The following is a 22,485-nucleotide window of genomic DNA, read 5'->3' on the forward strand; positions in this document are numbered from 1 at the left end:
GGACGCGGGGCGCGGGCCCTCAGACGGCCCCCATCAGGTGCTCCAGGGCCAGCTGGTCCAGATGCTCGAAGGCCATCCCGCGGGCGGCCGCCGCGTCGGCGTCGAAGGTCTCGTAGGCGGTGCGGTCGGCGAGCAGCCCGGCCAGGCCGTCCTCGGCGGTGGGTCGGCCCAGCTGGTCCAGGCGTGCGGCGTGCAGCGCGTCCTGGACGGCCGGGTCGGCCCGGAAGGCCGCGGCGCGCTCCTTGAGGAGCAGGTAGTTGCGCATACAGCCGGCCGCCGAGGTCCACACGCCGTCCGGGTCCTCGGTGCGCGGCGGCTTGAAGTCGAAGTGCCGGGGCCCGTCGTACCCGGCCGTCTCCAGCAGGTCGACCAGCCAGAACGCGGACCGCAGGTCGCCCGCGCCGAAGCGGAGGTCCTGGTCGTACTTGATCCCGCTCTGGCCGTTGAGGTCGATGTGGAAGAGCTTGCCCGCCCACAGCGCCTGGGCGACGCCGTGCGGGAAGTTCAGCCCGGCCATCTGCTCATGGCCCACCTCGGGGTTGACGCCGAACAGTTCCGGGCGCTCCAGCCTTTCGAGGAAGGCGAGGGCGTGGCCGACGGTGGGCAGCAGGATGTCGCCGCGCGGCTCGTTGGGCTTGGGCTCGATGGCGAACCGCAGGTCGTAGCCCTGCTCGACGACGTACTGGCCGAGGAGGTCGAACGCCTCCTTCAGCCGGTCCAGCGCCGCCCGGACGTCCTTGGCCGCGCCGGACTCCGCGCCCTCCCGGCCGCCCCACGCGACATAGGTGCGGGCGCCCAGCTCGGCGGCGAGGTCGATGTTGCGCAGGGTCTTGCGCAGGGCGAAGCGGCGGACGTCGCGGTCGTTGGCGGTGAAGGCGCCGTCCTTGAAGACGGGGTGGGTGAAGAGGTTGGTGGTGGCCATCGGCACGACCAGGCCGGTGGCGTCCAGCGCCTGCCGGAAGCGTGTGACGGCGGCCTCGCGCTCGTTGTCCCCGGCGCCGAACGGGATCAGGTCGTCGTCGTGGAAGGTGACGCCCCAGGCGCCGAGGTCGGCCAGGCGCCGGACGGATTCGACGGGGTCCAGGGCGCGGCGGGTGGCGTCCCCGAACGGGTCACGGCCCTGCCAGCCGACGGTCCACAGGCCGAAGCTGAATTTGTCCTCGGGCACGGGCTGGTGACTCATCGCGGCTCCCGGTGATTTCGTCAACACACTTTACAAATTCCGCCGCGGCCAAACTAATATGCGGCAGCACACCGGGGAACCCCCCGGACCGGGACCCTGGAGACGGGCCGCCGAGGGAGAGTGCACGATGGGCGCACAGTCAGCCGGACCGCTGGTCGTCGGGGTGGACAGCTCGACCCAGTCCACCAAGGCCCTGGTCGTGGACGCGGCGACCGGCGCGGTCGTCGCCCGCGGCCAGGCACCGCACACGGTCTCCGGCGGCGACGGCAAGGAGAGCGACCCCGCGCAGTGGTGGCGGGCCCTTGGCGAGGCGCTGGAGCGGTGCGGCGACGCGGCGCGGCAGGTCTCGGCGGTGTCCGTCGGCGGCCAGCAGCACGGGCTGGTCGCCCTGGACGCGGCCGGCGCGCCGGTGCGTCCCGCCCTGCTGTGGAACGACGTCCGGCCGGCGCCCCAGAGCGAGCGGCTGATCGCGGAGCTGGGGGGCGCGCGGGCGTGGGCCGAGCGGGTGGGGAGCGTGCCGGGTCCCGCCTTCACGGTGGCCAAGTGGGCCTGGCTGCGGGAGCACGAGCCGGCCGCGGCCGCCGCCACCGCCGCGGTACGGCTGCCGCACGACTACCTCACCCAGCGTCTGACCGGCGAGTCCGTCACCGACCGCGGCGACGCGTCCGGCACGGGCTGGTGGGCGTCGTCCACCGGGTCCTACGACCAGGAGATCCTGGAGCACGTCGGGCTGTCCCCCGAGGCGCTGCCACGGGTGGCGCTCCCGGGCGAGGCCGCCGGGACCGTGCACGCCGGTGATCTGCCGCTGCCGCACGGCGCGTTGGTGGCCGCCGGGACGGGCGACAACATGGCGGCCGCGCTCGGGCTGGGGCTGCGCCCCGGACAGCCGGTGCTGAGCCTGGGCACCTCGGGGACCGTCTATGCGGTCTCCACCCACCGCCCGGCCGATCCGACCGGCACCGTCGCGGGCTTCGCCGATGCCCGCGGTGACTGGCTCCCACTGGCCTGCACCCTCAACTGCACCCTCGCCGTGGACCGGGTGGCGTCGCTGCTGGGGCGCGACCGGGAGGCCGTGGAGGCGGGCGGCGAGGTGGTGATGCTGCCGTACCTCGACGGCGAGCGCACCCCGAACCTGCCGGGCGCCTCGGGCCTGGTGCACGGCCTGCGGCACCACACCACCGGCGGTCAGCTGCTCCAGGCCGCCTACGACGGCGCGGTGTTCACGCTGCTGCAGGCCCTGGACCGGGTGCTGGACGCGGACGCCGCGCCCGATGCGCCGCTGCTGCTGATCGGCGGCGGGGCGAAGGGCCGGGCCTGGCGGGAGACCGTCCGCCGGCTGTCGGGCCGCCCGGTGGTGGTGCCCAAGGCGCAGGAGCTGGTGGCGTTCGGCGCGGCGGCGCAGGCGGCCGGGCTGCTGCTGGAGGAGGACCCGGCGGCGGTGGCCCGTCGCTGGGGGACGGCGCGCGGCGCGGAGTACGAGGCGCTGCCGCGGGACGGCGCCGCCTGGGACCGGCTGGCCGCCACCCTCGCCGACGGCGCGGCGCTGCTGCGGCGGTGACCCCGGCCCCGTGGCCGTACCCCTGGAGGGACCGCCCTCCCCACCCCACGTCGAGGAGACCCCTGTGACCGCGCCCGGCGGCGACACCCAGCACGGCATCCGGCGGCGCAATCTGGCCCGGGTGCTGCGGACCGTGGCCGCGCAGGGGCCGCTGTCCCGGCCGGCGGTCGCGGCACGGATCGGACTGACCCGGGCGGGTGTGGCCCCGCTGGCCGACGCGTTGCTGCGGGCCGGTCTGCTGGTCGAGGCGGGGCGGGCGGCGACCGGCGGCCGGGGCCGGCCGGGCGGTGAACTGGCGGTCAGCGACCGCGGCCCGGCCGGGATCGGCGCCGAGATAGGCGTCGACCACCTGGCGGTGTGCGCGGTCGATCTGCGCGGACGGGTACGGGCCCGGGTCGCGGCCGACGCGGCGAACCGGCACAGCGCCCCCGGCCCCGTACTGCGGCGGCTGTCCGCGCTGCTCGCCGAGGTCACCGGCCGGATCGCCGCCGAGGGGCTGCGGCCGGCCGGGCTGGCGGTGGCCGTGCCCGGTCTGGTGGCCCGGGGTGCGACGACCGTGGTGCACGCCCCCAACCTCGGCTGGCGGTCCGTCGATCTCGCACCGGAGCTCGCCGGGGCGACGGCCCCCGCGGACGGCTCCCCGGCCCTCCCCCTCACCGTCGAGAACGAGGCCAACCTCGGCGCGCTGGCCGAACTCCGGCTGGGCGGGGACGACGGACGGCCCGCGCCGCCGCCGGACTTCGTGCATGTGTCGGCGGAGATCGGCATCGGCGCCGCGGTGGTCGTGGACGGCCGACTGCTGCGGGGGGCACGGGGGTTCGCGGGCGAGCTGGGGCATGTGCCGGTGCGTCCGGAGGGCCCCGCGTGCGACTGCGGCGGGCGGGGCTGCCTGGAGCAGTACGCCGGGGAGGAGGCGGTGCTGCGCGCGGTCGGGCTGACTCCCGCGCAGGCGGCGGCCCATCCCGGACCGGGGGCCCGGCTCGGGCTGTTGGCGCGCCGCGCCGCCGAGGGGGACCCGGCCGTCGTACGGGCGCTGCACGAGGCGGGGACGGCGCTGGGCATCGCGCTCGCCGGGGCGGTGAACCTGCTGGATCCGCGGGCGGTGGTCCTCGGGGGCGCGCTGGCCGGGCTGGCGCCCTGGGTCCTGCCCTCCCTGGAGCGGGAGTTGGCGCTGCGGACGGCCGTGGCGGCGGATCCGGAGCGGGCCGGCGGGCCGGCGGTGACGGTCTCCCGCCTGGGGGCGGACGGGCCGCTGCTCGGGGCGGCGCACGCGGCGCTCCAGGCCGTGCTGGACGATCCTCTCCGTTCCTGGGCCCCGGCTCACTCTCCCCGGAATGGAATCCGCTAAACCTATCCATGGAACGGGAATTCCATGCCACCCCATCGAGCGATTGTGCCGATAAAAACAGCACGACTACGGTCGGTTCGGCGGGTTGCCGCGGAGCTGCCGTGAAAGGGGGGTTCGGCGGCGGTCCGCATCGCACCCTCCGAAGAGACAGGTGGCATTGTGACGATTGCCGACGAATCACTGCACGGCAGTGCGGAAGAGGCCCAGAATTCCAGTCTGAGTACCACCGCCGCGCGGAATTTGGCGACCACCACCAAGACCGCGCCGCAGATGCAGGGCATCACTTCCCGCTGGCTGCTGCGACTGCTGCCCTGGGTGCAGGTGTCCGGTGGCACCTACCGGGTGAACCGCCGGCTGACGTACACCCTCGGCGACGGGCGCATCGATTTCGACATCAGCGGCAGCGATGTCTCGATCATCCCCGACGAGCTGCGCGAACTGCCGGCGCTGCGGGAATTCACCGATACCGGGGTCCTGGCCGCGCTGGGCGAGCGTTTCACCCAACAGGACTACGCGCCCGGTGAACTGATCGCCGAGGCCGGCACACCGGGCGACCGGCTGGTGCTGATCGCCCACGGCCGGGTGGACCGTGTCGGCACCGGAAAATACGGCGAGGAGGCGGTGCTGGAGGCGCTGGCCGGCGGCGACCACCTCGGCGACGCCCCGCTCACCGATGCCGACGGGACCTGGGAGTTCAGCTATCGCGCGGTGACCCGGGTGACCGTGATGGCGCTGCCCCGGCAGGCCCTGGAGGAGATCCTCGACCGCTCCCCCGGGCTGCGCGAGCATCTGGCGGCTGCCGGGCAGGGCGACGCGGCACCGACGAACACCGCGGGGGAGTCCGCGGTCTCCGTCGCCTCGGGGCACCACGGCGAGCCGTCCCTGCCCGGCACCTTCGTCGACTACGACCTGGCGCCGCGGGAGTACGAACTCAGCGTCGCGCAGACCGTGTTGCGCGCCCACAGCCGGGTCGGCGACCTCTACAGCGACCCGATGAACCAGGTCGAGGAGCAGCTGAAGCTGACCGTCCAGGCGCTGCGCGAGCGCCAGGAGCACGAGCTGGTCAACAACCCGGAGTTCGGGCTGCTGCACAACGCCGACCTCAAGCAGCGCCTCCGCACCCGCTCCGGACCGCCCACCCCCGACGACCTCGACGACCTGCTGGCGACGGTGTGGAAGGACCCGGGCTTCCTGCTCGCCCACCCCCTCACCATCGCCGCGATCGGCCGGGAGTGCAGTGCCCGCGGGCTCTATCCGACCGCGGTCGATTTCATGGGGCATTCACTGCCGTCCTGGCGCGGGGTGCCGATTTTCCCGTGCAACAAGATTCCGGTGACCAAGGAGCGGACGAGTTCTGTTCTGCTGATGCGCACCGGCGAGGAAAAGCAGGGCGTTGTCGGCCTGCACCAGACCGGAATTCCCGACGAATACGAGCCGAGCCTCTCGGTGCGTTATATGGGCCTCGACGACCGGGCCGTACTCAAATATCTCGTCAGCGCCTACTATTCCGCGGCCATTCTCGTGCCGGACGCGCTGGGCGTTCTCGACGACGTACAGATCGGCCACTGACCGGCCCGCGGAACGTACGGCGCGCCCGAGAGCGGCCCGATCCCCGCCCGGGCGCGCCGCCCGCACACCCCGCAGGCCCCGCACCCACAGCACCGCACGCTCCGACCAGAACAGGTGAACCCTCTCCATGACCACATCGGTGGATCCGACGTCCGGCCCGCAGCAGTCCGCGATCGAGCAGAGCCGGTCCAGCCTGGACACCGCGGCCGCCCGCAAGCTGGCGACCACGACCAAGACCGTGCCGCAGATGCAGGGGATCTCCTCCCGCTGGCTGCTGCGCATCCTGCCCTGGACCCAGGTCTCCGGCGGCACGTACCGCGTCAACCGCCGCCTCACCCACACCCTCGGTGACGGCCGGGTGGAGTTCACCTCGACCGGGTCCGAGGTCCGGGTGATCCCGGCCGAGCTGCGCGAACTGGCGCCGCTGCGCGGGTACACCGACGCCGCGACGCTCCAGGCGCTGGCGGACCGCTTCGTCCAGCGGGAGTTCGCACCCGGCGAGGTGCTGGCCCGCACCGGCGCGCCCACGGACCGCGTCATCCTGATCGCCCACGGCAAGCTCGACCGGCTCGGCGCCGGCAAGTACGGCGACGAGACGGTGCTGGGGGTGCTGGCCGACGGTGACGCGGTCGGCGCCGCGGCGCTGCTGAGCCCGGACGCGCGGTGGGAGCACTCCGTGCGGGCGGTGACCCGGGTGACCGCGCTGACCCTCTACCGCAGCGACCTCGAAGAGGTGCTGGGCGGGTCGGAGTCGCTGCGCGGCCACCTGGCGGAGTTCCGCGAGGCGCTGGTCCCGGCGCAGAACAAGCATGGCGAGGCGGCCATCGAGCTGGCCGCGGGCCATGTCGGCGAGCCGGCCCTGCCGGGCACCTTCGTCGACTACGACCTGGCGCCGCGGGAGTACGAACTCAGCGTCGCCCAGACCGTGTTGAAGATCCACTCGCGGGTCGCCGACCTCTACAACGACCCGATGAACCAGCTGGACCAGCAGCTGCGGCTGACCGTGGAGGCGCTGCGCGAGCGCCAGGAACACGAGATGATCAACAACCCCGGGTTCGGGCTGCTGCACAACGCCGACCTCAAGCAGCGCCTCCACACCCGCAGCGGCCCGCCGACACCCGACGACCTGGACGAGCTGATCTCCCGGCGCCGCAAGACCCAGTTCCTGCTGGCCCATCCGCGCACCATCGCGGCGATCGGGCGGGAGTGGAACGCCCGGGGGATCTACCCCACGACCGCGGAGTACGAGGGCACGGCGGTCCGGGCCTGGCGGGGCATCCCGCTGCTGCCCTGCAACAAGATCCCCGTCACCCCGGAGCAGACCAGCTCGATCCTGGCGCTGCGGGTGGGCGAGGAGAACCAGGGCGTGGTGGGGCTGCACCAGACCGGCATCCCGGACGAGTACCGGCCCGGACTGTCGGTGCGCTTCATGGGGATCAACGACCAGGCCGTCATCAATTACCTGGTCAGCGCCTACTACTCGGCGGCCGTGCTGGTGCCGGACGCGCTGGGCATCCTGGAGGACGTGGAAATCGGCCACTGACCGGCCCGGCACCGGCCCGGGTGCCACGTCCACCGGCGGCTGCCAAGGCCGTCGGTGTGGCACCCGGGTGACAACCGATCAGGTATCTCTCCCCTCTCCTGACCTGCGCCGTTTCCGCCTTTGGTCGAGCCATTGGCAAAGCGGCCATTCCCTTGGCAGGGCGTGCCCTGTTGCGCATCATGAACGCACCGCAGGTGTGTGACATGTACGCGACCATGCCCCCACGGTTCCTGTCAGGAGTGCCCATGGAGCCCGATCACCGCCGCCCGGACCGCCGCCGCCTGCTCACCGGCGCGGCCGCGCTCGCCGCGTCCGCCGCACTCACCCCCCTCACCGCGGCCGGTGCCGCGCCGCGTCCACAGGCGCGGCGCGGCAGCGCCTATCCCCCGCACCGCTGGGCGCCGGCCAGCCCGTCCAACTTCACCGCGGCCAACCGCCCGGCGAAGTACCCGGTCGACATGGTCGTGATCCATGTGACCCAGGAGACCTACAAGAACACCCTCAAGCTCTTCAAGAGCCCCCGGCACAAGGCGGCCGCGCACTACGTCGTACGGTCCGCGGACGGCGCGCTCGCCCAGTGCGTCCGCGAGCACGACGTCGCCTGGCACGCCGGGAACTGGGGCTACAACACCCGCAGCATCGGCATCGAACACGAGGGCTGGATCGACGACCCGACGTGGTTCACCGACGAGCTCTACGCGCAGTCCGCCCGGCTCACCGCCGCCATCTGCGGCCGCTACGGGATCCCCGTCGACCGCGAGCACATCGTCGGCCATGTCGAGGTGCCCGGCACCGACCACACCGACCCCGGGGAGTTCTGGGACTGGGCCCGCTATCTGCAGCTGGTCCACGAAGCCTCCTGGGGGAGCGCCGGATGACACGACGGCCGTTCCGCGGGTGTACCGATTCATGACATCTCCGGGCCATGGTGGGCATCTTCGGCACCTGGGACAGTTGGCACGACGTCAGGGGGCATCGTGAAGCGGCGATTCGGTCGAGTACGGGCGTTGCTGACGGTGCTGGTGGCGTGGGGTGCGCTGGCCGGCGGAGGGATGGCGGGCGGGCCGCGGGCCACCGCGGCGGGCACCGCCCTCCAGCGCTTCGGCGCCGGGCCGGTGGCACCCGGCGTGGCGTACGGCGAATTCCGGCTGACGGTGCCGCGCGGCATCGTGCACGGACACCTGCTGACGATCGACCTGGCCGATCCCCGGGTCACCGTCGACCTGCTGTACCCGGGAGCGGTCGGCGCCCGGTCGCCGGTGTCCCGACTGGCCGCCGGCCGCGGCGCGGTGGGGGCCGTCAACGGCGACTTCTTCAACATCACCGAGACCCAGCACCCGGGCGTCGAGGCGACCGGCGCCTCGGTCGGCCCCGCGGTGGCCTCCGGGCGGCAGCTGAAGGGCGCGGTGCCCGACGGCCAGCGGTTCGGTCCGGTCATGCCGCCGGGCGCGACCACCGAGGACGTCATCGGCGTCGGCTACGACCGCCGGGCCAGGCTGGACCGGCTCACGCTGCGCGGCGCGGTGCTGACCCCCGAGGGGGTGCTGCCGCTGCGCGGGCTGAACCAGTACGCCCTCCCCGTCGGCGGCATCGGCGCCTACACCCCGCAGTGGGGTCCGGCCTCGCGGCTGCGCGCCACCTGCGGCACCGACACCGACCGGGCGGCGCCGTGCAGCACGGACACCACGGCGGTGACCGTGCGGCACGGCCGGGTGACGGCGGTGACGGACGACCCGGGCGGCGGCGGGGTGCCGGCGGGCAGCGTGGTGCTGGTGGGGCGGGAGGAAGGGGCACGGCGGCTGCGGACGCTGGACGTCGGCGAGCCGGTGCAGGTCGACTCCCGCCTCGTCGGCCGGGGGCCGGTGCCGCTGCGGTTCGCGGTGGGCGGCTTCCCGATCGTGCGGGGCGACGCGCCGGTGGCCGGGCTGGACGGCGTCGCGGTGGCGGTGCGCACGTCCGCGGGGATCGGGGACGGCGGGCGGGTGCTGTATCTCATGGCGCTGGACGGGGCCCCGGGGCAGACGGGTCTGACGGTGCGCGAACTCGCGGACCTGATGGTGGATCTGGGCGCGCGGGACGCGGTGGACCTGGACGGCGGCGGGTCGTCGACGCTGGTCACGGGCGACGCGTACGGGGCGACGGTCCGCAACCATCCGTCGGGCGGCGCGGAACGGCCGGTGCCCAACGCGATCGGGGTGTTCTCGTCGGGGTGAGCGGGCCGGGCGGCCGGCGGCGGCGCCGGTCGCGGCCCGGCACCGTCACGGGCGGACGCTGCTCACCACATCGGCGGCGCCGGACAGTCCCTGGTGGATGTCCGGGGCCAGGCTGCTGTTCGCCAGGTAGAAGCCGAGCAGCGCGCACACCAGGGCGTGCGAGATCTTGAGCTTGCCGCTGCGCAGGAAGATCACGGTGAGGACCACCAGCAGCAGGACGACCGAGATGGAAATGGCCATGGGACGCACACCTCCTCAGCTGCCGCCCGAACGGGCAGCAAGGGGTGGCCAGTTTGGCGTATTTCGGGGTATGTCAGGTTCTCGTCCGGGTGCTCCGATCAGGTGATCACTGCGGGTCACCAGACGGGCGATTGCAGGGCATAGCGGGCCGGTGACCGGCCGGGAGCCGGGGAGCCCGCCGACCCGGGGGCGGGAGGACGCCCCCACCGCCGGCCGGCCGCCGCCGATCCGCTCCCCACCTGCGAGCGGAACGGCCGCGCGGAACGAATCACCCATATCACCGCAAGCGCCGGGCGCCGCCCCGCGACGCGCCCCGCGCCCCGGCGGCCGCCGCACGATGTGGCGTGGATCACGTCACTCCCTGCAACGGGGCGTGCCGATCCGCCGTCTTAGCGGCCGACAGCGTCGCCCCCTCCCCCGTACCGCAGACGGAAGCCCCCGACATGAGCCAGCCCCTCCCCCGCCGCCGACGGCCCGTCCGGCCGCGGCGTGCCGTCCTCGCGCTGGTCCCGGTGATCGGCATGGGCACGCTCTCCGCGTGCGCGGCCGGCCCGGCTCCGGCGCCCCAGGGCGACCCCGTGAAGGTGGCGCTGGACGCGGCGAGCGGGGCCCGGACCGTGCGGGCCGGAGACCGCCTGCGGGTGACCGCGCAGGGCGGCGTGCTGACCGAGGTGCGGGTCACCGACCCCCGGGGACGGCAGCTGCCCGGCGGGCTGGCCCGCGGCGGGCGGAGCTGGACGTCCCGGGCGAAGGCCGCGCCCGGCACCAAGTACTCCATCGTCGCCAGGACCGAGAACGCCCAGGGCGGCGTCGGCGCGACCAAGGAGTCGCTGACCACCGCGCAGGCGGCCCGGCTCAACACCATGACGCTCGATCCCCGCTCGCCGGGCACGGCGGCCGGTGCCGGCCGGTCCCTCGGTATCGTCTTCGACTTCCCGGTCACCGACCGGGCCACGGTCGAGCGGCGGCTGAGCATCAGCAGCGAGGACGGACCGGCCGGATCGTGGGACTGGGGAGAGGGCCCCGGCGGCAGCGACCGGGTGGACTGGCGGCCCGCGCGCCCCTGGAAGCCGGGCACCGAGGTCACGCTGCGGGCGGACCTCGACGGGGTGGACTCCGGCGGCGGCCGCTACTTCGCCGGCGACTACGACCTGAACGTCACCGTCGGCCGAAGCTGCCCGGACTCGGACATGGGACGGGATTGTGGCAAGGTCCACGTGGGTGACCCCCCAGAGGTCACCGCACCCTTTGAACGAGGGGAAGACAACAGGGCCATCGGGATCGGAGACTGGAATGACGGCTGATCCCCGTGGCAGCGAACCAGCGCCCGCGCGTCGAGCAGCTGAACCCTTTCAGAGCCTAGTGTGACGGAATGAGCACCGTGCAGGACCAGGATCAACTCACGGGGTGGCAGCGCTTCCGGCGCCGCGTCCCCAACGGCTTCGCCATCATCTTCAGCCTGTTGGGGCTCTTCTGTGCCCTGATGGCGCTGATCGGGCCCCTCCGGCGCGGACTCCACCCGGTGATCTACTGGCTGGACACGCTCACCATCCCGGTGGTGCCGAACTTCGCGTACGCGGTGTTCCTCTTCCTCCTGGCCGCGGCGATGACCGCCCGCAAACGGGTGGCGCTGTGGTTCGTGGTGACCTACATGGTGCTGGTCACCCTCGCCGACGCGCTGTTCCTGGCCGGCGGGTACTGGGAGTACGCCTTCTCCCTGGTGCTGTGCGCCGGGGCGCTGGTGCTGCTGCTCGTCTCGCACCGCGAGTTCTACGCGATCACCCGGCGCGGCGCGTTCCTGCGCGCGATCCTGGTGCTGATCGGCGGGCTCGCCGCGGCGGTGCTGATCGGCTGGGGACTGGTGTCGCTGGTCCCCGGCACCCTGGAGCCCGGCGCCGCCAACCGGCTGCTGTGGGCCGCCAACCGCGTCTGCGGCGGGCTCGTCGGCGGCCGGCTGATCGAGGGCCATCCGCCGCACTGGACCAGCGCCGTCCTCGGCCTCCTCGGCGCACTGGCACTGCTGAACGCCGCGGCCACCCTGTTCCGTTCGCAGCGCATGGAGGCCGCGCTGCACGGCGACGAGGAGGCCCGCATCCGGGCCCTGCTGGACCGCTACGGCAGCCAGGACTCGCTGGGCTACTTCGCCTCCCGCCGCGACAAGGCCGTGGTCTTCTCCCCCAGCGGCAAGGCCGCCGTCACCTACCGCGTCGAGGCCGGCGTCTGCCTGGCCAGCGGTGACCCGGTCGGTGACCGGGAGGCGTGGACGCAGGCCATCGAGGCGTGGCTGGAGGTCGCCGGACGCTACGGCTGGCAGCCCGCCGTCATGGGCGCCAGCGAGAACGGCGCCAAGGCGTTCGCCCGCTGCGGCCTGGGCGCGCTGCAGCTCGGCGACGAGGCGATCCTGCACGTGAAGGACTTCGACCTCGACGGCCGGGAGATGCGGGTGACCCGCCAGGCCGTCAACCGCGTCGAGCGGACCGGCGCGACCTTCCGCGTACGGCGCCACTCCGCGCTGACCGACGAGGAGATGCAGGAGGTCATCCACCGGGCCGACGCCTGGCGGGACACCGAGACCGAGCGCGGCTTCTCGATGGCGCTGGACCGGCTGGGCGACCCGGAGGACGGGGACTGCCTGCTGGCCGAGGCGTTCGACGGCGACGGCAACATGATCGCGCTGCTGTCCTTCGTGCCGTGGGGCAAGGAGGGCATCTCGCTGGACGTCATGCGCCGCGACCGCACCGCGCCCAACGGCGTCATGGAGTTCATGGTGGCCCGGCTCTGCGCCCAGGCCGGGGCGATGGGCGTACGGCGGATCTCGCTGAACTTCGCGGTGTTCCGCTCCGCCTTCGAGGAGGGCGGCCGGATCGGTGCCGGTCCGGTGCTGAAGTTCTGGCGCCGGCTGCTGCTGTTCTTCTCCAAGTGGTGGCAGCTGGAGGCCCTGTACCGCTCCAACGCCAAGTACAACCCGGAGTGGTACCCGCGGTTCCTGTGCTACGCGGACGCCGGCGCGCTGGCCCGGATCGGTCTGGCCTCCGGTATCGCCGAGGGCTTCGTGGCCGTGCCGAGCCTGGGCAAGCTGTGGGGCAAGGGCCACAAGAAGCGGGTGCTGGCCCCGGCCAGCACCGCGGGCCTGCCGTCGCTGGACGAACTCGGCCTGGTGCAGACCGGACCGGCCACCGAGGAGGAGCTGCACGAACGGGAACTGGCCGCGCTGCCCGAGCAGGTGCGGGTGCGCCACCTCAAGCTGGAGCGGCTGCGCGAGGCCGGCACCGACCCGTACCCGGTGGGCGTGGAGCGCACCCACACCCTCGCCGAGGTCCGCGACGAGCACCCGGACCTGACGCCCGGCGCGCGCACCGGCAAGACCGTCAGCATCGCCGGTCGGGTGCTGCTCACCCGCGACCACGGCGGGGTGCTCTTCGCGGTGCTGCGGGACTGGTCGGGCGATCTGCAGATCGCGCTGACCCGGGACGGCAGCGGCAAGGAGCTGCTGGAGCGCTTCGGTACGGACATCGACCTCGGTGACCACGTCGAGGCCGAGGGCGAGGTCGGCAGCAGCGACCGCGGCGAGCTGACGGTGTTCGTCACCGGGTGGCGGCTGACCGCCAAGTGCCTGCGGCCGCTGCCGGACAAGCGGCGCGGTCTGTCCGACCCGGAGGCCAAGGTCCGCCAGCGGTATGTGGACCTGGTCGTCTCGCCGGACGCGCGGGACAACGTCCGGGCGCGCAGCACGGCCGTCCAGGCGCTGCGCCAGGGGCTGATCGAGCGCGGCTACCTCGAGGTCGAGACGCCGATGCTGCAGCAGATCCACGGCGGCGCCAACGCCCGCCCGTTCCAGACCCACATCAACGCCTACGACCTCGACCTGTATCTGCGCATCGCGCCGGAGCTGTACCTCAAGCGGCTGTGCGTGGGCGGGATGGAGAAGGTCTTCGAGATGGGGCGGACCTTCCGCAACGAGGGCATCTCCTACAAGCACAACCCCGAGTTCACGATGCTGGAGGCGTACCAGGCGTTCGCCGACTACGACGTGATGCTCGATCTGACCCGGGAGCTGATCCAGGGGGCGGCGATCGCCGCGTTCGGCAGCGCCACCGCCCGCAAGGCGGACGAGAAGGGCCGGCTGGTCGAGCACGACATCTCGGGGCTCTGGCCGGTGAAGACCGTCTACGGCGCGATCTCCGAGGCGCTCGGCGAGGAGGTCGACGCGGACACCGGGCCGGACGTGCTGCGCCGGCTGTGCGCCGCCTCGTCGGTGCCGGTGAAGCCGGAGATGGGCCGGGGCGACATCGTGCTGGAGATGTACGAGCGGCTGGTGGAGGAGCGCACCCAGCTCCCGACGTTCTACAAGGACTTCCCGACCGATGTCTCGCCGCTGACCCGTCAGCACCGCAGGGACCCGCGGCTCGCCGAGCGCTGGGACCTGGTCGCGTTCGGCACCGAGCTGGGCACCGCCTACTCGGAGCTGACCGACCCGGTGGAGCAGCGCCGCCGGCTCACCGCGCAGTCGCTGCTGGCGGCCGGCGGTGACCCGGAGGCGATGGAGCTGGACGAGGACTTCCTGCAGGCCCTGGAGTACGCGATGCCGCCGACCGGTGGTCTGGGCATCGGCGTCGACCGGCTGGTCATGTTCCTCACGGGGCTGTCGATCCGCGAGACGCTGCCGTTCCCGCTGGTGCGGCGCCGCTGACGGCACCACGGGCCCGCGCACCGCGGGCCGGACGGCGAAGGCCGCACCCACCGCTGCGGTGGGTGCGGCCTTCGCCGTTGGCGGGCGCCCGTCACATCCGGGCCCCTGGTTCCGGCGGGGCCTGCCCGCCCCGCGGGGTCAGCCCGCCTGGCGAGCCGGGCAGCCGGCCGGGGTGGCCGCCGCCTGCTGGGAGTACTTCCACTCCGGGTCGAGCAGCTCGGTCTTGAGCTGCTGGGCCGCGGCGGGGCTCTCGACGATGTAGCCGAAGTCCTGCAGCCAGGCCGGGTAGAGGTTCTTGGAGCCGATGTAGAACGCCGAGTCGTCCACCGACACCAGCTTGTGGTGCAGCGCGTACGGCTTGCCGTCGGCCCACTTCGCGGCGTCCGAGCTGCGGAACGAGGCGAGCTGCAGGTTGCCGCACAGGGCCCGCGACGCCTTCTCGTTGTCGCCGGTCAGGGCGACGAGACGCGTGCGGAGGGTGTCGCTGATCTCGTCCAGGGACTTGATCTGGGAGTAGCCCCCGCTGCCGACGGCGCCGCGGTTGGCGGGATCGCTGACGACGATGCGGACCTTGACCCCGGCGGCCAGCTTGCCCGCGAGGGTGTCGTAGGTCCGGATGTCGTAGCGCGGCAACGGCGGGCAGGTGGCGTTGAGGTCCTGCTGGGAGATCTCGACGTGGCTGCGCGCGCTGGCGATGAGCGAACGCAGCGCGTTCTCCTCGGGGTTGACCGTGTCGTAGTCGCGGTCGGCGTTGGTGTTGTCGTGCAGCCCCACGGTGCACTTGGTGTCCGGGGCCGTCGGCAGGTCCGGGTGGTATCCCGAGGAGGGGTCGGACTCCTTGATGCCCACGCCGAGGCCGCCGACCGCGATGACGGGGACGTCACCGGTGGGCTCGGCGGGGGCGGATCCCGCCTCGTCCTGCTCCATCGACGGCATGCAGGAGGCGCCGTTCGACGTGGCGAGCCACACCTTGGCCGGGTCGGACGCGTTGCGGCAGGTCCAGTCCCAGAGGGTGTCGAGGTACTTCCCCGCCGAGCGGGCGGCCGGGCCGCTGAGCGCCATGTCCACGTCCGACACCGGGTGGGCGGTGTCGAGGTAGTCGTCCTTCCAGCCGTTGATCCCGCCCGTGATGGCCGTCTTCCCGTCGACCACGAGGAGCTTGGAGTGGTTCCAGGAGAGCGACGTCTTGGACGTGGTCATCGAGGCGACGTTGAGCGTGACCTTGCCGGCCGCCGCGCCGAGCTTGCCGATCAGCTCGTCGCGGTAGCGGGACGGCACCACGTTGAGGTGGTAGATCGGGGCGGCGCCGACCAGGATGCGCACCCGCGGGGAGTGCCCCGCCGCGACGGACGCCTTGAGGCCGTCGACGACGGCGTCCTCGAACCCGCCGTTGGGGAAGGGGGCCAGCGAGGAGATGTCCACGGTGTGCCGGGCGTCGGCGATGTTGCGGGTCATCTTGTCGAGCAGCCGCCGGGTGCCGGCGCGGTCCTTGCAGCCGGCGTCGCCCCAGCAGCCGGGGGTCTGCAGCAGCCAGCCGGCGGGGTCGCCGTCCGGGGCGTCCAGGCGGTTGCCGTCCGTGCGCTGCCACACCGAGCCTTCGAGGCCGGGGGAGGTGTCGCGCAGCGACCGCTCGATGGCGTCCAGATGGGGGGTGGGCGGTGTGTCCGCGGCGTAGGCCGTCGAGGACGGCAGTGCCGCGCACACGGTCGTCAGGGCGACGGACACCGGTATCAGGCGGTGGAGTCGGTGAGGAGCCAAGAGCTTGCCTTTGTGCGTGGGGAGGCGAGCCGGGCGCTGATCACTGGTCATGGACCGCGGGCCCGGCTCCGGTTGCGACGAGAAAATACCGGCTCCCTTCCGCTTCCCCGGCGCAGAAGACGATCTTTGCTACAACTGCTGTTCCCGCCGCGTCCGCTGCTCCCCTGCCGCGGGCGCGGCGGGGCCTCAGAACCAGTTCACGGTGAGCGGGAAGGAGGCGGTCGCGCTCGCGCCCGTGGAGTCGGTGACGGTGGCGGTGACCGGGAAGGTGCCGGTCGCCCAGGGCCTGCCGCCGATCCGGCCGGCGGCGTCGGCGCTCAGGCCCAGCGGCAGGCCGGTGGCGCGGTAGGTGAGCGGGGGCGTGCCCCCGGTGGCGGTGAGCGCGAGGGTGCACTCCTGGAGGAAGCGGCAGGTCTGCGGGCCGGGGGCGGTGAGCTTCAGGTCGCCGCCGGGCGGCTCACCCCCGGTGTCGAACGCCGCGGTGACGGGGGTGGCGGTGGCCGCGTTGCCCGCATGGCCGGTGCCGTACATGTCCTCGATCGTGCGCAGCAGGCTGTAGTGGTTGTACGCGCCGCTGACGGTGCCCTGCCGGACGTGGGCCCCGTGGAAGACGGTCGCGATCCTGTTGGAGCCGAAGTAGTTGTCCTCGTCCCAGGTCACCATCAGCAGGCTGTTGTGGTCCTCGGCCCACCGGGCGTAGGAGTCGAGGTTGTTCCTGAGCCAGGTGTCGCCGCTGCCGACGGCGCAGTCGTGCATGTCGTTGCACATGTCGGGGATCACGAAGGACACGGTGGGCAGCCGGCTGAAGTCGTCCCGGGGGAACTGGGCGAAGGTCCGGCCGGTGTTCAGGGGCACGTTGCGGAAGGCGAACCAGGGGTTGTGCTTCTGGGCGTAGCGGCCGCTGGAGCAGGTCGTGGAACCCTCTTCCGGCAGGCCCTCGTTGTAGCTGGCGAAGGTCTTGCCGACGGCGAGGAGTTCCTGGGCGAGGTTGGGCGCGGTCATCGACTGCGGGGTGTAGCAGCCGTCGCCGGTGACTCCCTGGGTGGCGCCGGAGAAGAGGTGGAAGTAGTTCGGCTGGCTGGGGTGGGTCAGCGCCTTCATGTCCGTCAGACTGGCGCCGCTCTGGGCGAGTTCGTTGAGGTAGGGGGCGTCGCGGTTGCCGATGATCTCGCCGTACTGCTTGTTCTCGAAGACGACGATCACGACGTGGTCGTAGGACGGCAGCGCGGTGCGGGTGCTGCCGCCCGGGTGCACCGCGGCGCCTGCCGGGACGGTGCGGGCGTCGGCGGTGGTGGCGGCGAAGATCAGGCCGAACGCGCCGAGCACCGCCACGAGTGCCCTGCGCGCGCGGACCGCTGTACGGGTCATCGGGTCTCCCTCCTTGCCCGGGACGCGGCGTCCTCGTCCGGGCCGCCGGGCTCCTTGCCCGGAATGCTTCGGGGGTCAGCCTTCGCGGCGGGCCGCGGCCGCGAGGGTGATCCGCAGGACGCGGGGAACCGGCAGGTCCCGGCGGCGGAAGGACGCGACGGCGGCGGCCCGGACGGCCGCGCGCCGGTGCGCGGGCAGCAATAGCAGCACACCGCGGCCCGGACGAGCGCCCGGCCACCAGGCGGACCGGGCACCGGCGTCCAGGGCGGCGCGGGCCGCCGCGGCGAGGCCGGCGGCCCCCGCGGCGCGGGCGCCTGGGGCGGCCGCGGTGGAATCGTCCGCGTCCGGGTCCGTACCCGGCGGGAGGCGGGCGGTCAGGAGCAGCAGGCAGGGGTCCGGGGCGCCGTCGAGGGCGCGCAGCGGGCGGTGGGTGCTGCCGTCGGGCGCGAGGAGGTGGCCGGCGCGGGCGAAGAGCACGGCCCGGCGCAGCCCGTCGTCACCGGGCACCGCGGCGTCCAGGAGGGCCGCCAGCCGGTGGCGGCTCGGGGCGTCCGGGCCCCGGCCGGCGTGGGCGTCCGCGACGGCCAGGGCGACGGCGCACTCCAGCGGTTCGGCGACGGGCAGCCCCACGGCCTCGGGCAGCGGCGCGTTGAGGTGCAGATCGGCGCCGCCGCGCCCGCAGCCGGCGGCGGCGAGGGCGCGCAGCGCGGCGTACGGGCGGGCGGCCCAGTCGGGGGCGCGGCCGGCCGGGCCGGTGAGCGGGAGTTCGGCGGCCTCGGCCGGGTGGTTGAGCGAGGCGCAGCGCAGCACCCCGTCGGCGCGCGGGGCGACGGCCACATCGACGTAGTGGCCGGCCGCCGCGCACCAGCCGGCCCATGGCGGGCTACCGGTGGCCGGCGCCGCGGACGGGACCGCGGGGGCGCCGGCGCGGAACGCGTACGGGGCCCGCCACACCGCCTCGGGCGGGCGCCGGTACGTCGTCGCGAAGCCGTGGGAGAGCAGGCGCAGCAGCGGGTCCGCCGTGGCGCGGCGGGCCAGGTCCGCGCCGCTCACCCCAGCTCCTTGCGGGCGAGCAGCCGGTAGGCGTTGCCGCCGTCGGAGGCCCGGGCCACGGCGGTGCGCAGGGCGTCGAGGGCGAACGCGGCGGCGAAGCAGGGCACCGCCAGGGCCTGGACGGTGCTCCGGGCGGCGCGGCGGGCCGGGGTGTCGGGGACGGTGGCCCAGGGTGCCTGCGGGTCGGGGACGAGGCTGTTGGCGGCGAGGACGGCGGCGCCGAGGAAGTCGCCGTTGGGCTGGTGGGCGGCGCCGTGCTCCTCGGCGAGGAGGGTGAACCCCCGTGCTGCCAGGGCCTGTTTGAGGTTGCCGACGGGCATGAGGTGCTGGTGCTGGGGCTGGAACCAGGGCAGCCAGTAGCGGCCGAGCAGCCGGCCGGCGCGGGACTCGGGGTCGGGGAGTTCGATCAGCAGGTGGCCGCCCGGGGCCAGGACCTTGACGGCGGCGTCGAGTTCGGCGAGGGGGTCCCGGGTGTGTTCGAGGTAGTGGTGCATGCTCACCGTGTCGTAGCGGCCGGTGAGCCGGTCGGCGAGTTCGGGGAACTGGCCCTGGTGGCCGGTGTCGATCCAGCCCCGGCGGGCGGCGGCGTGCACCCCCTCTCCCATGTCCAGCCCGTCGAAGCGGGTGTCGGGCCAGACGGCGCGCGCGGCGTTGCAGAAGTGGGCGGCGGCGGTTCCGACGTCGAGCCAGGCCCGGGGGGTGGTGAAGGGCCGGAGCAGCTCGGCGCGGTCGCGGTAGGTGCCGCTCATCCGGCCCAGGACCAGGGCGGTGCCGTCGCCGCCGAGGCCCTCGTAGAAGTCGCGGTAGTAGAAGTCGAGCCCTTCCGGGGTGAGCCGGGGGTTCTGGAAGATGTGGCCGCAGTGGCGGCACTCCTCCAGGGTGAACCGGCCGGGCTTGCCCTGGAGCAGGTCGGTGGTGCGGACCCGGACGGCGGGGCCGGGCGTCGAGCACCAGGGGCAGTCGGGGCGGCGGGGTTCGAAGAACCGGTCCGTGCCGCCCGCGAGTTCCCTGCTGTAGGCGGCCCGGCGAGCGGCCTCGCCTGCGGGGTCGGGCTTCTCGGCGGCGGGGGTGGCGAGGGTCCGCAGCGCGGTCGCCGCGGCGCGCAGCGGACGGGTGGCGGTGGCGCGGGCGAGGCCGGCGGGGCGCGGGCCGCGGACCGGCCCGAGGACGAGCGCGGGCTGCAGCCAATAGAGGGCGGTCGCCGCCGCGCCCCAACGCGGTGCCGAGACCAGGCACTTCACCAGCAGGGCGAGGCCGGCGAGCTGGGCTGTGGAGAGCAGCGCGGGCGGCAGGCCGCGGGCGCGGAGTTCCTCGGCGTGCCGTGCGGGGTCGGCGGGCGGCACGGCCAGGCCGGGGGCGAGGGCCCAGCCGGTGGCGTCGGGGGCGTACTCCTTGAGGGTGCGCACGAGGCGGAACAGGTCGGCCGGCGCACTGGGCGCGGGCTCGGTGTCGAGCCCGGCGCGCCGGTGCACGTCGTCGGACACCAGCAGGGCGTGGCCCGCGCCGTGTCCCGGGGCGCACCGGTCGGTGCGGTGGGCCACGGGGTCGAGGAGCCGGAGCAGGCCGAGGGTGCTCTCGGCGTCCAGGCGCGCCGGGACGAGGTCCACGACGCGCAGTCCCTCGCGGACGGCGTGATCGGCCGCGGCACGCAGGGTCGCCGCGTCCACGGTGACACCGGGCGCGGTGACCAGGTGCCAGCCGGGCAGCGGCGGCCGCGGGGCGTCCTGGGCGGGGGCGGGGTCGAGCACCGGCAGTGCGGCGAGCCGGCGGCGGGCGCGCACGGTGCCCGCCCCCAGGGCCGTCACGGCGGCGGCCGCCGCCCAGCGGCTGCGGGCTCCCGAACGGTGTGCTCGCGTCATCGGGCTCACGGTCCCTTCTCGTTCTCGGTGGGGGCGGTGCCGGGTTCGGGCGGGACGGCGCGGCCGGTGGCGCCGGCCGACAGCTTCTCCAGTCGGTCGGCCGCGGTGCGGGCGCCGCCGGCCGCGGCGAAGGAGGCCTGGATGCGGCGGGCCGCACGGCGGTGGGCCGGGTCGTCCAGGACGGCGGCCAGCGCCCGGTGCAGTTCGTCCGCGCGGGCCCGGCCGAAGCGCACCCGCACCCCGGCCCCGGACGCGGCGACCTGCCCGGCGACGATCGGCTGGTCGTCGCGGACCGGCGCCACGACCAGCGGCAGTCCGTGGGCGAGCGCCTCGCACACGGTGTTGTGGCCGCCGTGGCACAGCACGGCGTCCAGGTGCGGCAGCAGGGCGAGCTGCGGGACGTACTCCTGGTGGATCAGGTGCGGCGGGACGTCCCGGGCGAACTCCCGGGGGGCGGCCAGGATCAGCTGGGCCCGGTCGGCGAGCGCGTCGGCGGCGCGCAGTACCGCGGGGTAGAAGCGGGTGCCCGCCTCGCGGTTGAGGGTGCCGAGGGAGACCAGCACCCGCGCCCGCCCGGGGTCCAGCCGGTGCCAGGGGAAGTCGCCGGCGGACGGGCGGGCGCCGAAGGCGGGCCCGACGAAGGCGTAGTGGGCCGGATGGACCCGGTCCCCGGGGCGGGCCGCGGCCCCCGCTCCGCCGAGGTCCGCCGCCGGGCGCGCCCCGTCGCCGGCCGGGCCGCCGCCCCCGATGAGCGCGGCGGTGGAGAAGACCAGGACGAGGTGCGGGGAGAAGCGGGGATCCCAGCCGCTGGGCGCGCCGCACTGGGCGAGCAGGGCGGCGATGCGCTGCGCCACCCACTCCCCCACCTTGGGGACCCCGTCGAAGGGGTCGGCGAACTCGGCCGACGTGGTCGCCGAGGTCGCCCAGGGCAGACCGTGCCGGCGCGCCACCAGCGGCCCGGCCAGGGCCTGTTGGTCGGCCACCACCACCTCGGGCGCGAAGTCCTCGACCGCGGCGTGCACCCCGGGGAGCATCGCGCGGGCGAGCGGGAGGAGCACCTCCGCCCAGAGGAAGCGCAGGGCCGCCACCCCCCGCAGATCGCGCCACCGCCCGTGCAGCGCGTCGGTGCCCTCCTCGCCCCCGCCGGGGTCCCCCGCCGGGTACAGCACGGAGCCCGCGGGGAGCAGGGGCGACAGGGCCGCGGCGGGGCCGGTCCAGGCGACCCGGTGGCCGCGCGCGGTGAGTTCGGCGGCCACGGCGATCGTCGGATTGACGTGGCCGGCCAGCGGCGGGACGACGAAGAGCACTCTCATCGGGCCACCGCCCCGGCCGGCGCGCCCAGCCGCTCCAGCACGGCGGCGCAGAGCCCGTCGGTGGCCTCGTTGAGCACCGTGTGTCCCACGCCGGGCAGCACACGCAGCGCGCAGTCCGGCGCCCCGGCCGCGAGGTCCCGCGCTCCGGGCAGGAGTTCGGAGTGCTCTCCGTAGACGGCGAGGACCGGATGGCGCAGCCGGGCGAAGTCGCGGGCGGTGAAGGCGGCGCCGGCCGCGAGGTCCTCGATCAGGGTGGTGCGGTTGAGCAGCGCGTCGGCGCCGGCGGTCAGCCGGGCCTCCTTGCGCCGGCCGAGCGCCGCGAGCTGCTCGGGAAGCCGGCGGTGTTCGAGGCCGAGGGCCGCGACGGACAGGGTGTCGGTCATCTTCTCGACCCAGTCGCCGGTCAGTTGGGCGTCGATCAGCACCAGCGAGGCGACGAGGTCGGGGCGGACCAGCGCGGTGTGCAGGGCGAGCACACCGCCGTAGCTGTTGCCGACCAGGTGCACCGGGCGGCGGTCGAGGCCGAGGGCGGCGAGCAGGGCGGCGAGGTCGGCCACCGCGGTGTCCCGGTCGTAGCCGCCGGGCGGACGGTCGCTGCGGCCGTGTCCGCGCTGGTCGTAGAGGAGCACCGGGTGCCCGGCGCGGGAGACGGGGCCGGCGAGGGTGCAGTAGAAGCTCGACAGGTTGTCCATCACGAGGCCGTGGAGGAAGACGACCGTGGACCCGTCGTCGCGGCCCGGCAGCCACTGGGTGTGCAGGCGCAGCCCGCCTGCGGGGGTCAGGGCCATGG

16 protein-coding genes are annotated in these 22,485 nt (G+C 74.4%); 8 read left to right on the forward strand and 8 right to left on the reverse strand.

Annotated features, from left to right (window positions below; translation table 11 throughout):
- Window positions 1-19: 19 nt before the first annotated feature.
- Window positions 20-1,183, reverse strand: a complete 1,164-nt coding sequence (gene xylA / locus K7396_RS05760) for a xylose isomerase (protein WP_086719329.1) — start codon at window positions 1,181-1,183, stop codon at window positions 20-22.
- 127 nt (window positions 1,184-1,310) lie between these two features.
- On the opposite strand from xylA, the gene xylB reads away from it, so the two are divergent.
- The 6 genes from xylB (at window position 1,311) to K7396_RS05790 (ending at window position 9,414) form a co-directional block, all read left to right on the forward strand.
- On the forward strand, window positions 1,311-2,741 hold the full coding sequence (xylB, locus tag K7396_RS05765) for a xylulokinase (protein WP_086719328.1): 1,431 nt from the start codon (window positions 1,311-1,313) through the stop codon (window positions 2,739-2,741).
- A 64-nt stretch (window positions 2,742-2,805) separates the two neighbouring features.
- Window positions 2,806-4,089 carry an ROK family transcriptional regulator gene (locus K7396_RS05770; protein WP_086719327.1) on the forward strand — a complete coding sequence of 428 codons (1,284 nt, stop codon included), beginning with the start codon at window positions 2,806-2,808 and terminating at the stop codon, window positions 4,087-4,089.
- A gap of 156 nt (window positions 4,090-4,245) precedes the next feature.
- Window positions 4,246-5,658, forward strand: a complete 1,413-nt coding sequence (locus K7396_RS05775; RefSeq protein WP_086719326.1) for a family 2B encapsulin nanocompartment shell protein — start codon at window positions 4,246-4,248, stop codon at window positions 5,656-5,658.
- Between the two features lie 127 nt (window positions 5,659-5,785).
- Complete coding sequence (locus K7396_RS05780; RefSeq protein ID WP_086719325.1) at window positions 5,786-7,201, forward strand: family 2B encapsulin nanocompartment shell protein; 1,416 nt, start codon at window positions 5,786-5,788, stop codon at window positions 7,199-7,201.
- Between the two features lie 245 nt (window positions 7,202-7,446).
- Entirely contained in the window at window positions 7,447-8,079 is a 633-nt protein-coding gene (locus K7396_RS05785; RefSeq protein WP_086719324.1) for an N-acetylmuramoyl-L-alanine amidase, read from the forward strand.
- 174 nt (window positions 8,080-8,253) lie between these two features.
- The gene (locus tag K7396_RS05790; RefSeq protein ID WP_152104383.1) at window positions 8,254-9,414 is read left to right on the forward strand and encodes a phosphodiester glycosidase family protein; all 1,161 of its coding nucleotides are present in this window, start codon (window positions 8,254-8,256) and stop codon (window positions 9,412-9,414) included.
- A gap of 45 nt (window positions 9,415-9,459) precedes the next feature.
- Here K7396_RS05790 and K7396_RS05795 read toward each other — a convergent pair whose 3' ends face one another.
- Entirely contained in the window at window positions 9,460-9,654 is a 195-nt protein-coding gene (locus tag K7396_RS05795) for a hypothetical protein (protein WP_086718035.1), read from the reverse strand.
- Between the two features lie 443 nt (window positions 9,655-10,097).
- On the opposite strand from K7396_RS05795, the gene K7396_RS05800 reads away from it, so the two are divergent.
- Together K7396_RS05800 and lysX are read left to right on the forward strand one after the other, a co-directional pair.
- Window positions 10,098-10,958: an Ig-like domain-containing protein gene (locus K7396_RS05800; RefSeq protein ID WP_086718037.1), complete on the forward strand. Its 861-nt coding sequence runs from the start codon at window positions 10,098-10,100 to the stop codon at window positions 10,956-10,958.
- A 68-nt stretch (window positions 10,959-11,026) separates the two neighbouring features.
- A complete protein-coding gene (gene lysX / locus K7396_RS05805; protein WP_086718039.1) occupies window positions 11,027-14,344 on the forward strand; it encodes a bifunctional lysylphosphatidylglycerol synthetase/lysine--tRNA ligase LysX in 3,318 nt (1,105 codons plus the stop codon).
- A 138-nt stretch (window positions 14,345-14,482) separates the two neighbouring features.
- Here the strand turns inward: lysX and K7396_RS05810 are convergent, their stop codons facing one another.
- The 6 genes from K7396_RS05810 to K7396_RS05835 form a co-directional block, all read right to left on the reverse strand.
- Window positions 14,483-16,102, reverse strand: a complete 1,620-nt coding sequence (locus K7396_RS05810) for a phospholipase D-like domain-containing protein (protein ID WP_223659678.1) — start codon at window positions 16,100-16,102, stop codon at window positions 14,483-14,485.
- A gap of 186 nt (window positions 16,103-16,288) precedes the next feature.
- The gene (locus K7396_RS05815; protein ID WP_086718040.1) at window positions 16,289-17,470 is read right to left on the reverse strand and encodes an alkaline phosphatase family protein; all 1,182 of its coding nucleotides are present in this window, start codon (window positions 17,468-17,470) and stop codon (window positions 16,289-16,291) included.
- Between the two features lie 75 nt (window positions 17,471-17,545).
- A complete protein-coding gene (locus tag K7396_RS05820) occupies window positions 17,546-18,523 on the reverse strand; it encodes a galactokinase (RefSeq protein ID WP_086718042.1) in 978 nt (325 codons plus the stop codon).
- Window positions 18,520-20,382, reverse strand: a complete 1,863-nt coding sequence (locus tag K7396_RS35645; protein ID WP_263295795.1) for a class I SAM-dependent methyltransferase — start codon at window positions 20,380-20,382, stop codon at window positions 18,520-18,522. The genes K7396_RS05820 and K7396_RS35645 overlap by 4 nt, the downstream gene beginning before the upstream one ends.
- 5 nt (window positions 20,383-20,387) lie before the next feature.
- Complete coding sequence (locus K7396_RS05830; RefSeq protein WP_086718046.1) at window positions 20,388-21,689, reverse strand: nucleotide disphospho-sugar-binding domain-containing protein; 1,302 nt, start codon at window positions 21,687-21,689, stop codon at window positions 20,388-20,390.
- 2 nt (window positions 21,690-21,691) lie between these two features.
- Complete coding sequence (locus K7396_RS05835) at window positions 21,692-22,483, reverse strand: alpha/beta fold hydrolase (protein WP_086718047.1); 792 nt, start codon at window positions 22,481-22,483, stop codon at window positions 21,692-21,694.
- Window positions 22,484-22,485 lie beyond the last annotated feature (2 nt).

It is taken from the genome of Streptomyces angustmyceticus (assembly GCF_019933235.1).
Lineage (GTDB): Bacteria > Actinomycetota > Actinomycetes > Streptomycetales > Streptomycetaceae > Streptomyces > Streptomyces angustmyceticus.

What these genes read in the sequence shown, in the direction of transcription:
- xylA (WP_086719329.1), bottom strand. Translation starts at nt 1,183, where the DNA reads ATGAGTCACCAGCCCGTGCCCGAGGACAAATTCAGCTTCGGCCTGTGG.
- xylB (WP_086719328.1), top strand. Translation starts at nt 1,311, where the DNA reads ATGGGCGCACAGTCAGCCGGACCGCTGGTCGTCGGGGTGGACAGCTCG.
- K7396_RS05780 (WP_086719325.1), top strand. Translation starts at nt 5,786, where the DNA reads ATGACCACATCGGTGGATCCGACGTCCGGCCCGCAGCAGTCCGCGATC.
- K7396_RS05785 (WP_086719324.1), top strand. Translation starts at nt 7,447, where the DNA reads ATGGAGCCCGATCACCGCCGCCCGGACCGCCGCCGCCTGCTCACCGGC.
- K7396_RS05790 (WP_152104383.1), top strand. Translation starts at nt 8,254, where the DNA reads ATGGCGGGCGGGCCGCGGGCCACCGCGGCGGGCACCGCCCTCCAGCGC.
- K7396_RS05795 (WP_086718035.1), bottom strand. Translation starts at nt 9,654, where the DNA reads ATGGCCATTTCCATCTCGGTCGTCCTGCTGCTGGTGGTCCTCACCGTG.
- K7396_RS05800 (WP_086718037.1), top strand. Translation starts at nt 10,098, where the DNA reads ATGAGCCAGCCCCTCCCCCGCCGCCGACGGCCCGTCCGGCCGCGGCGT.
- lysX (WP_086718039.1), top strand. Translation starts at nt 11,027, where the DNA reads ATGAGCACCGTGCAGGACCAGGATCAACTCACGGGGTGGCAGCGCTTC.
- K7396_RS05815 (WP_086718040.1), bottom strand. Translation starts at nt 17,470, where the DNA reads ATGACCCGTACAGCGGTCCGCGCGCGCAGGGCACTCGTGGCGGTGCTC.
- K7396_RS35645 (WP_263295795.1), bottom strand. Translation starts at nt 20,382, where the DNA reads ATGACGCGAGCACACCGTTCGGGAGCCCGCAGCCGCTGGGCGGCGGCC.
- K7396_RS05835 (WP_086718047.1), bottom strand. Translation starts at nt 22,483, where the DNA reads ATGGCCCTGACCCCCGCAGGCGGGCTGCGCCTGCACACCCAGTGGCTG.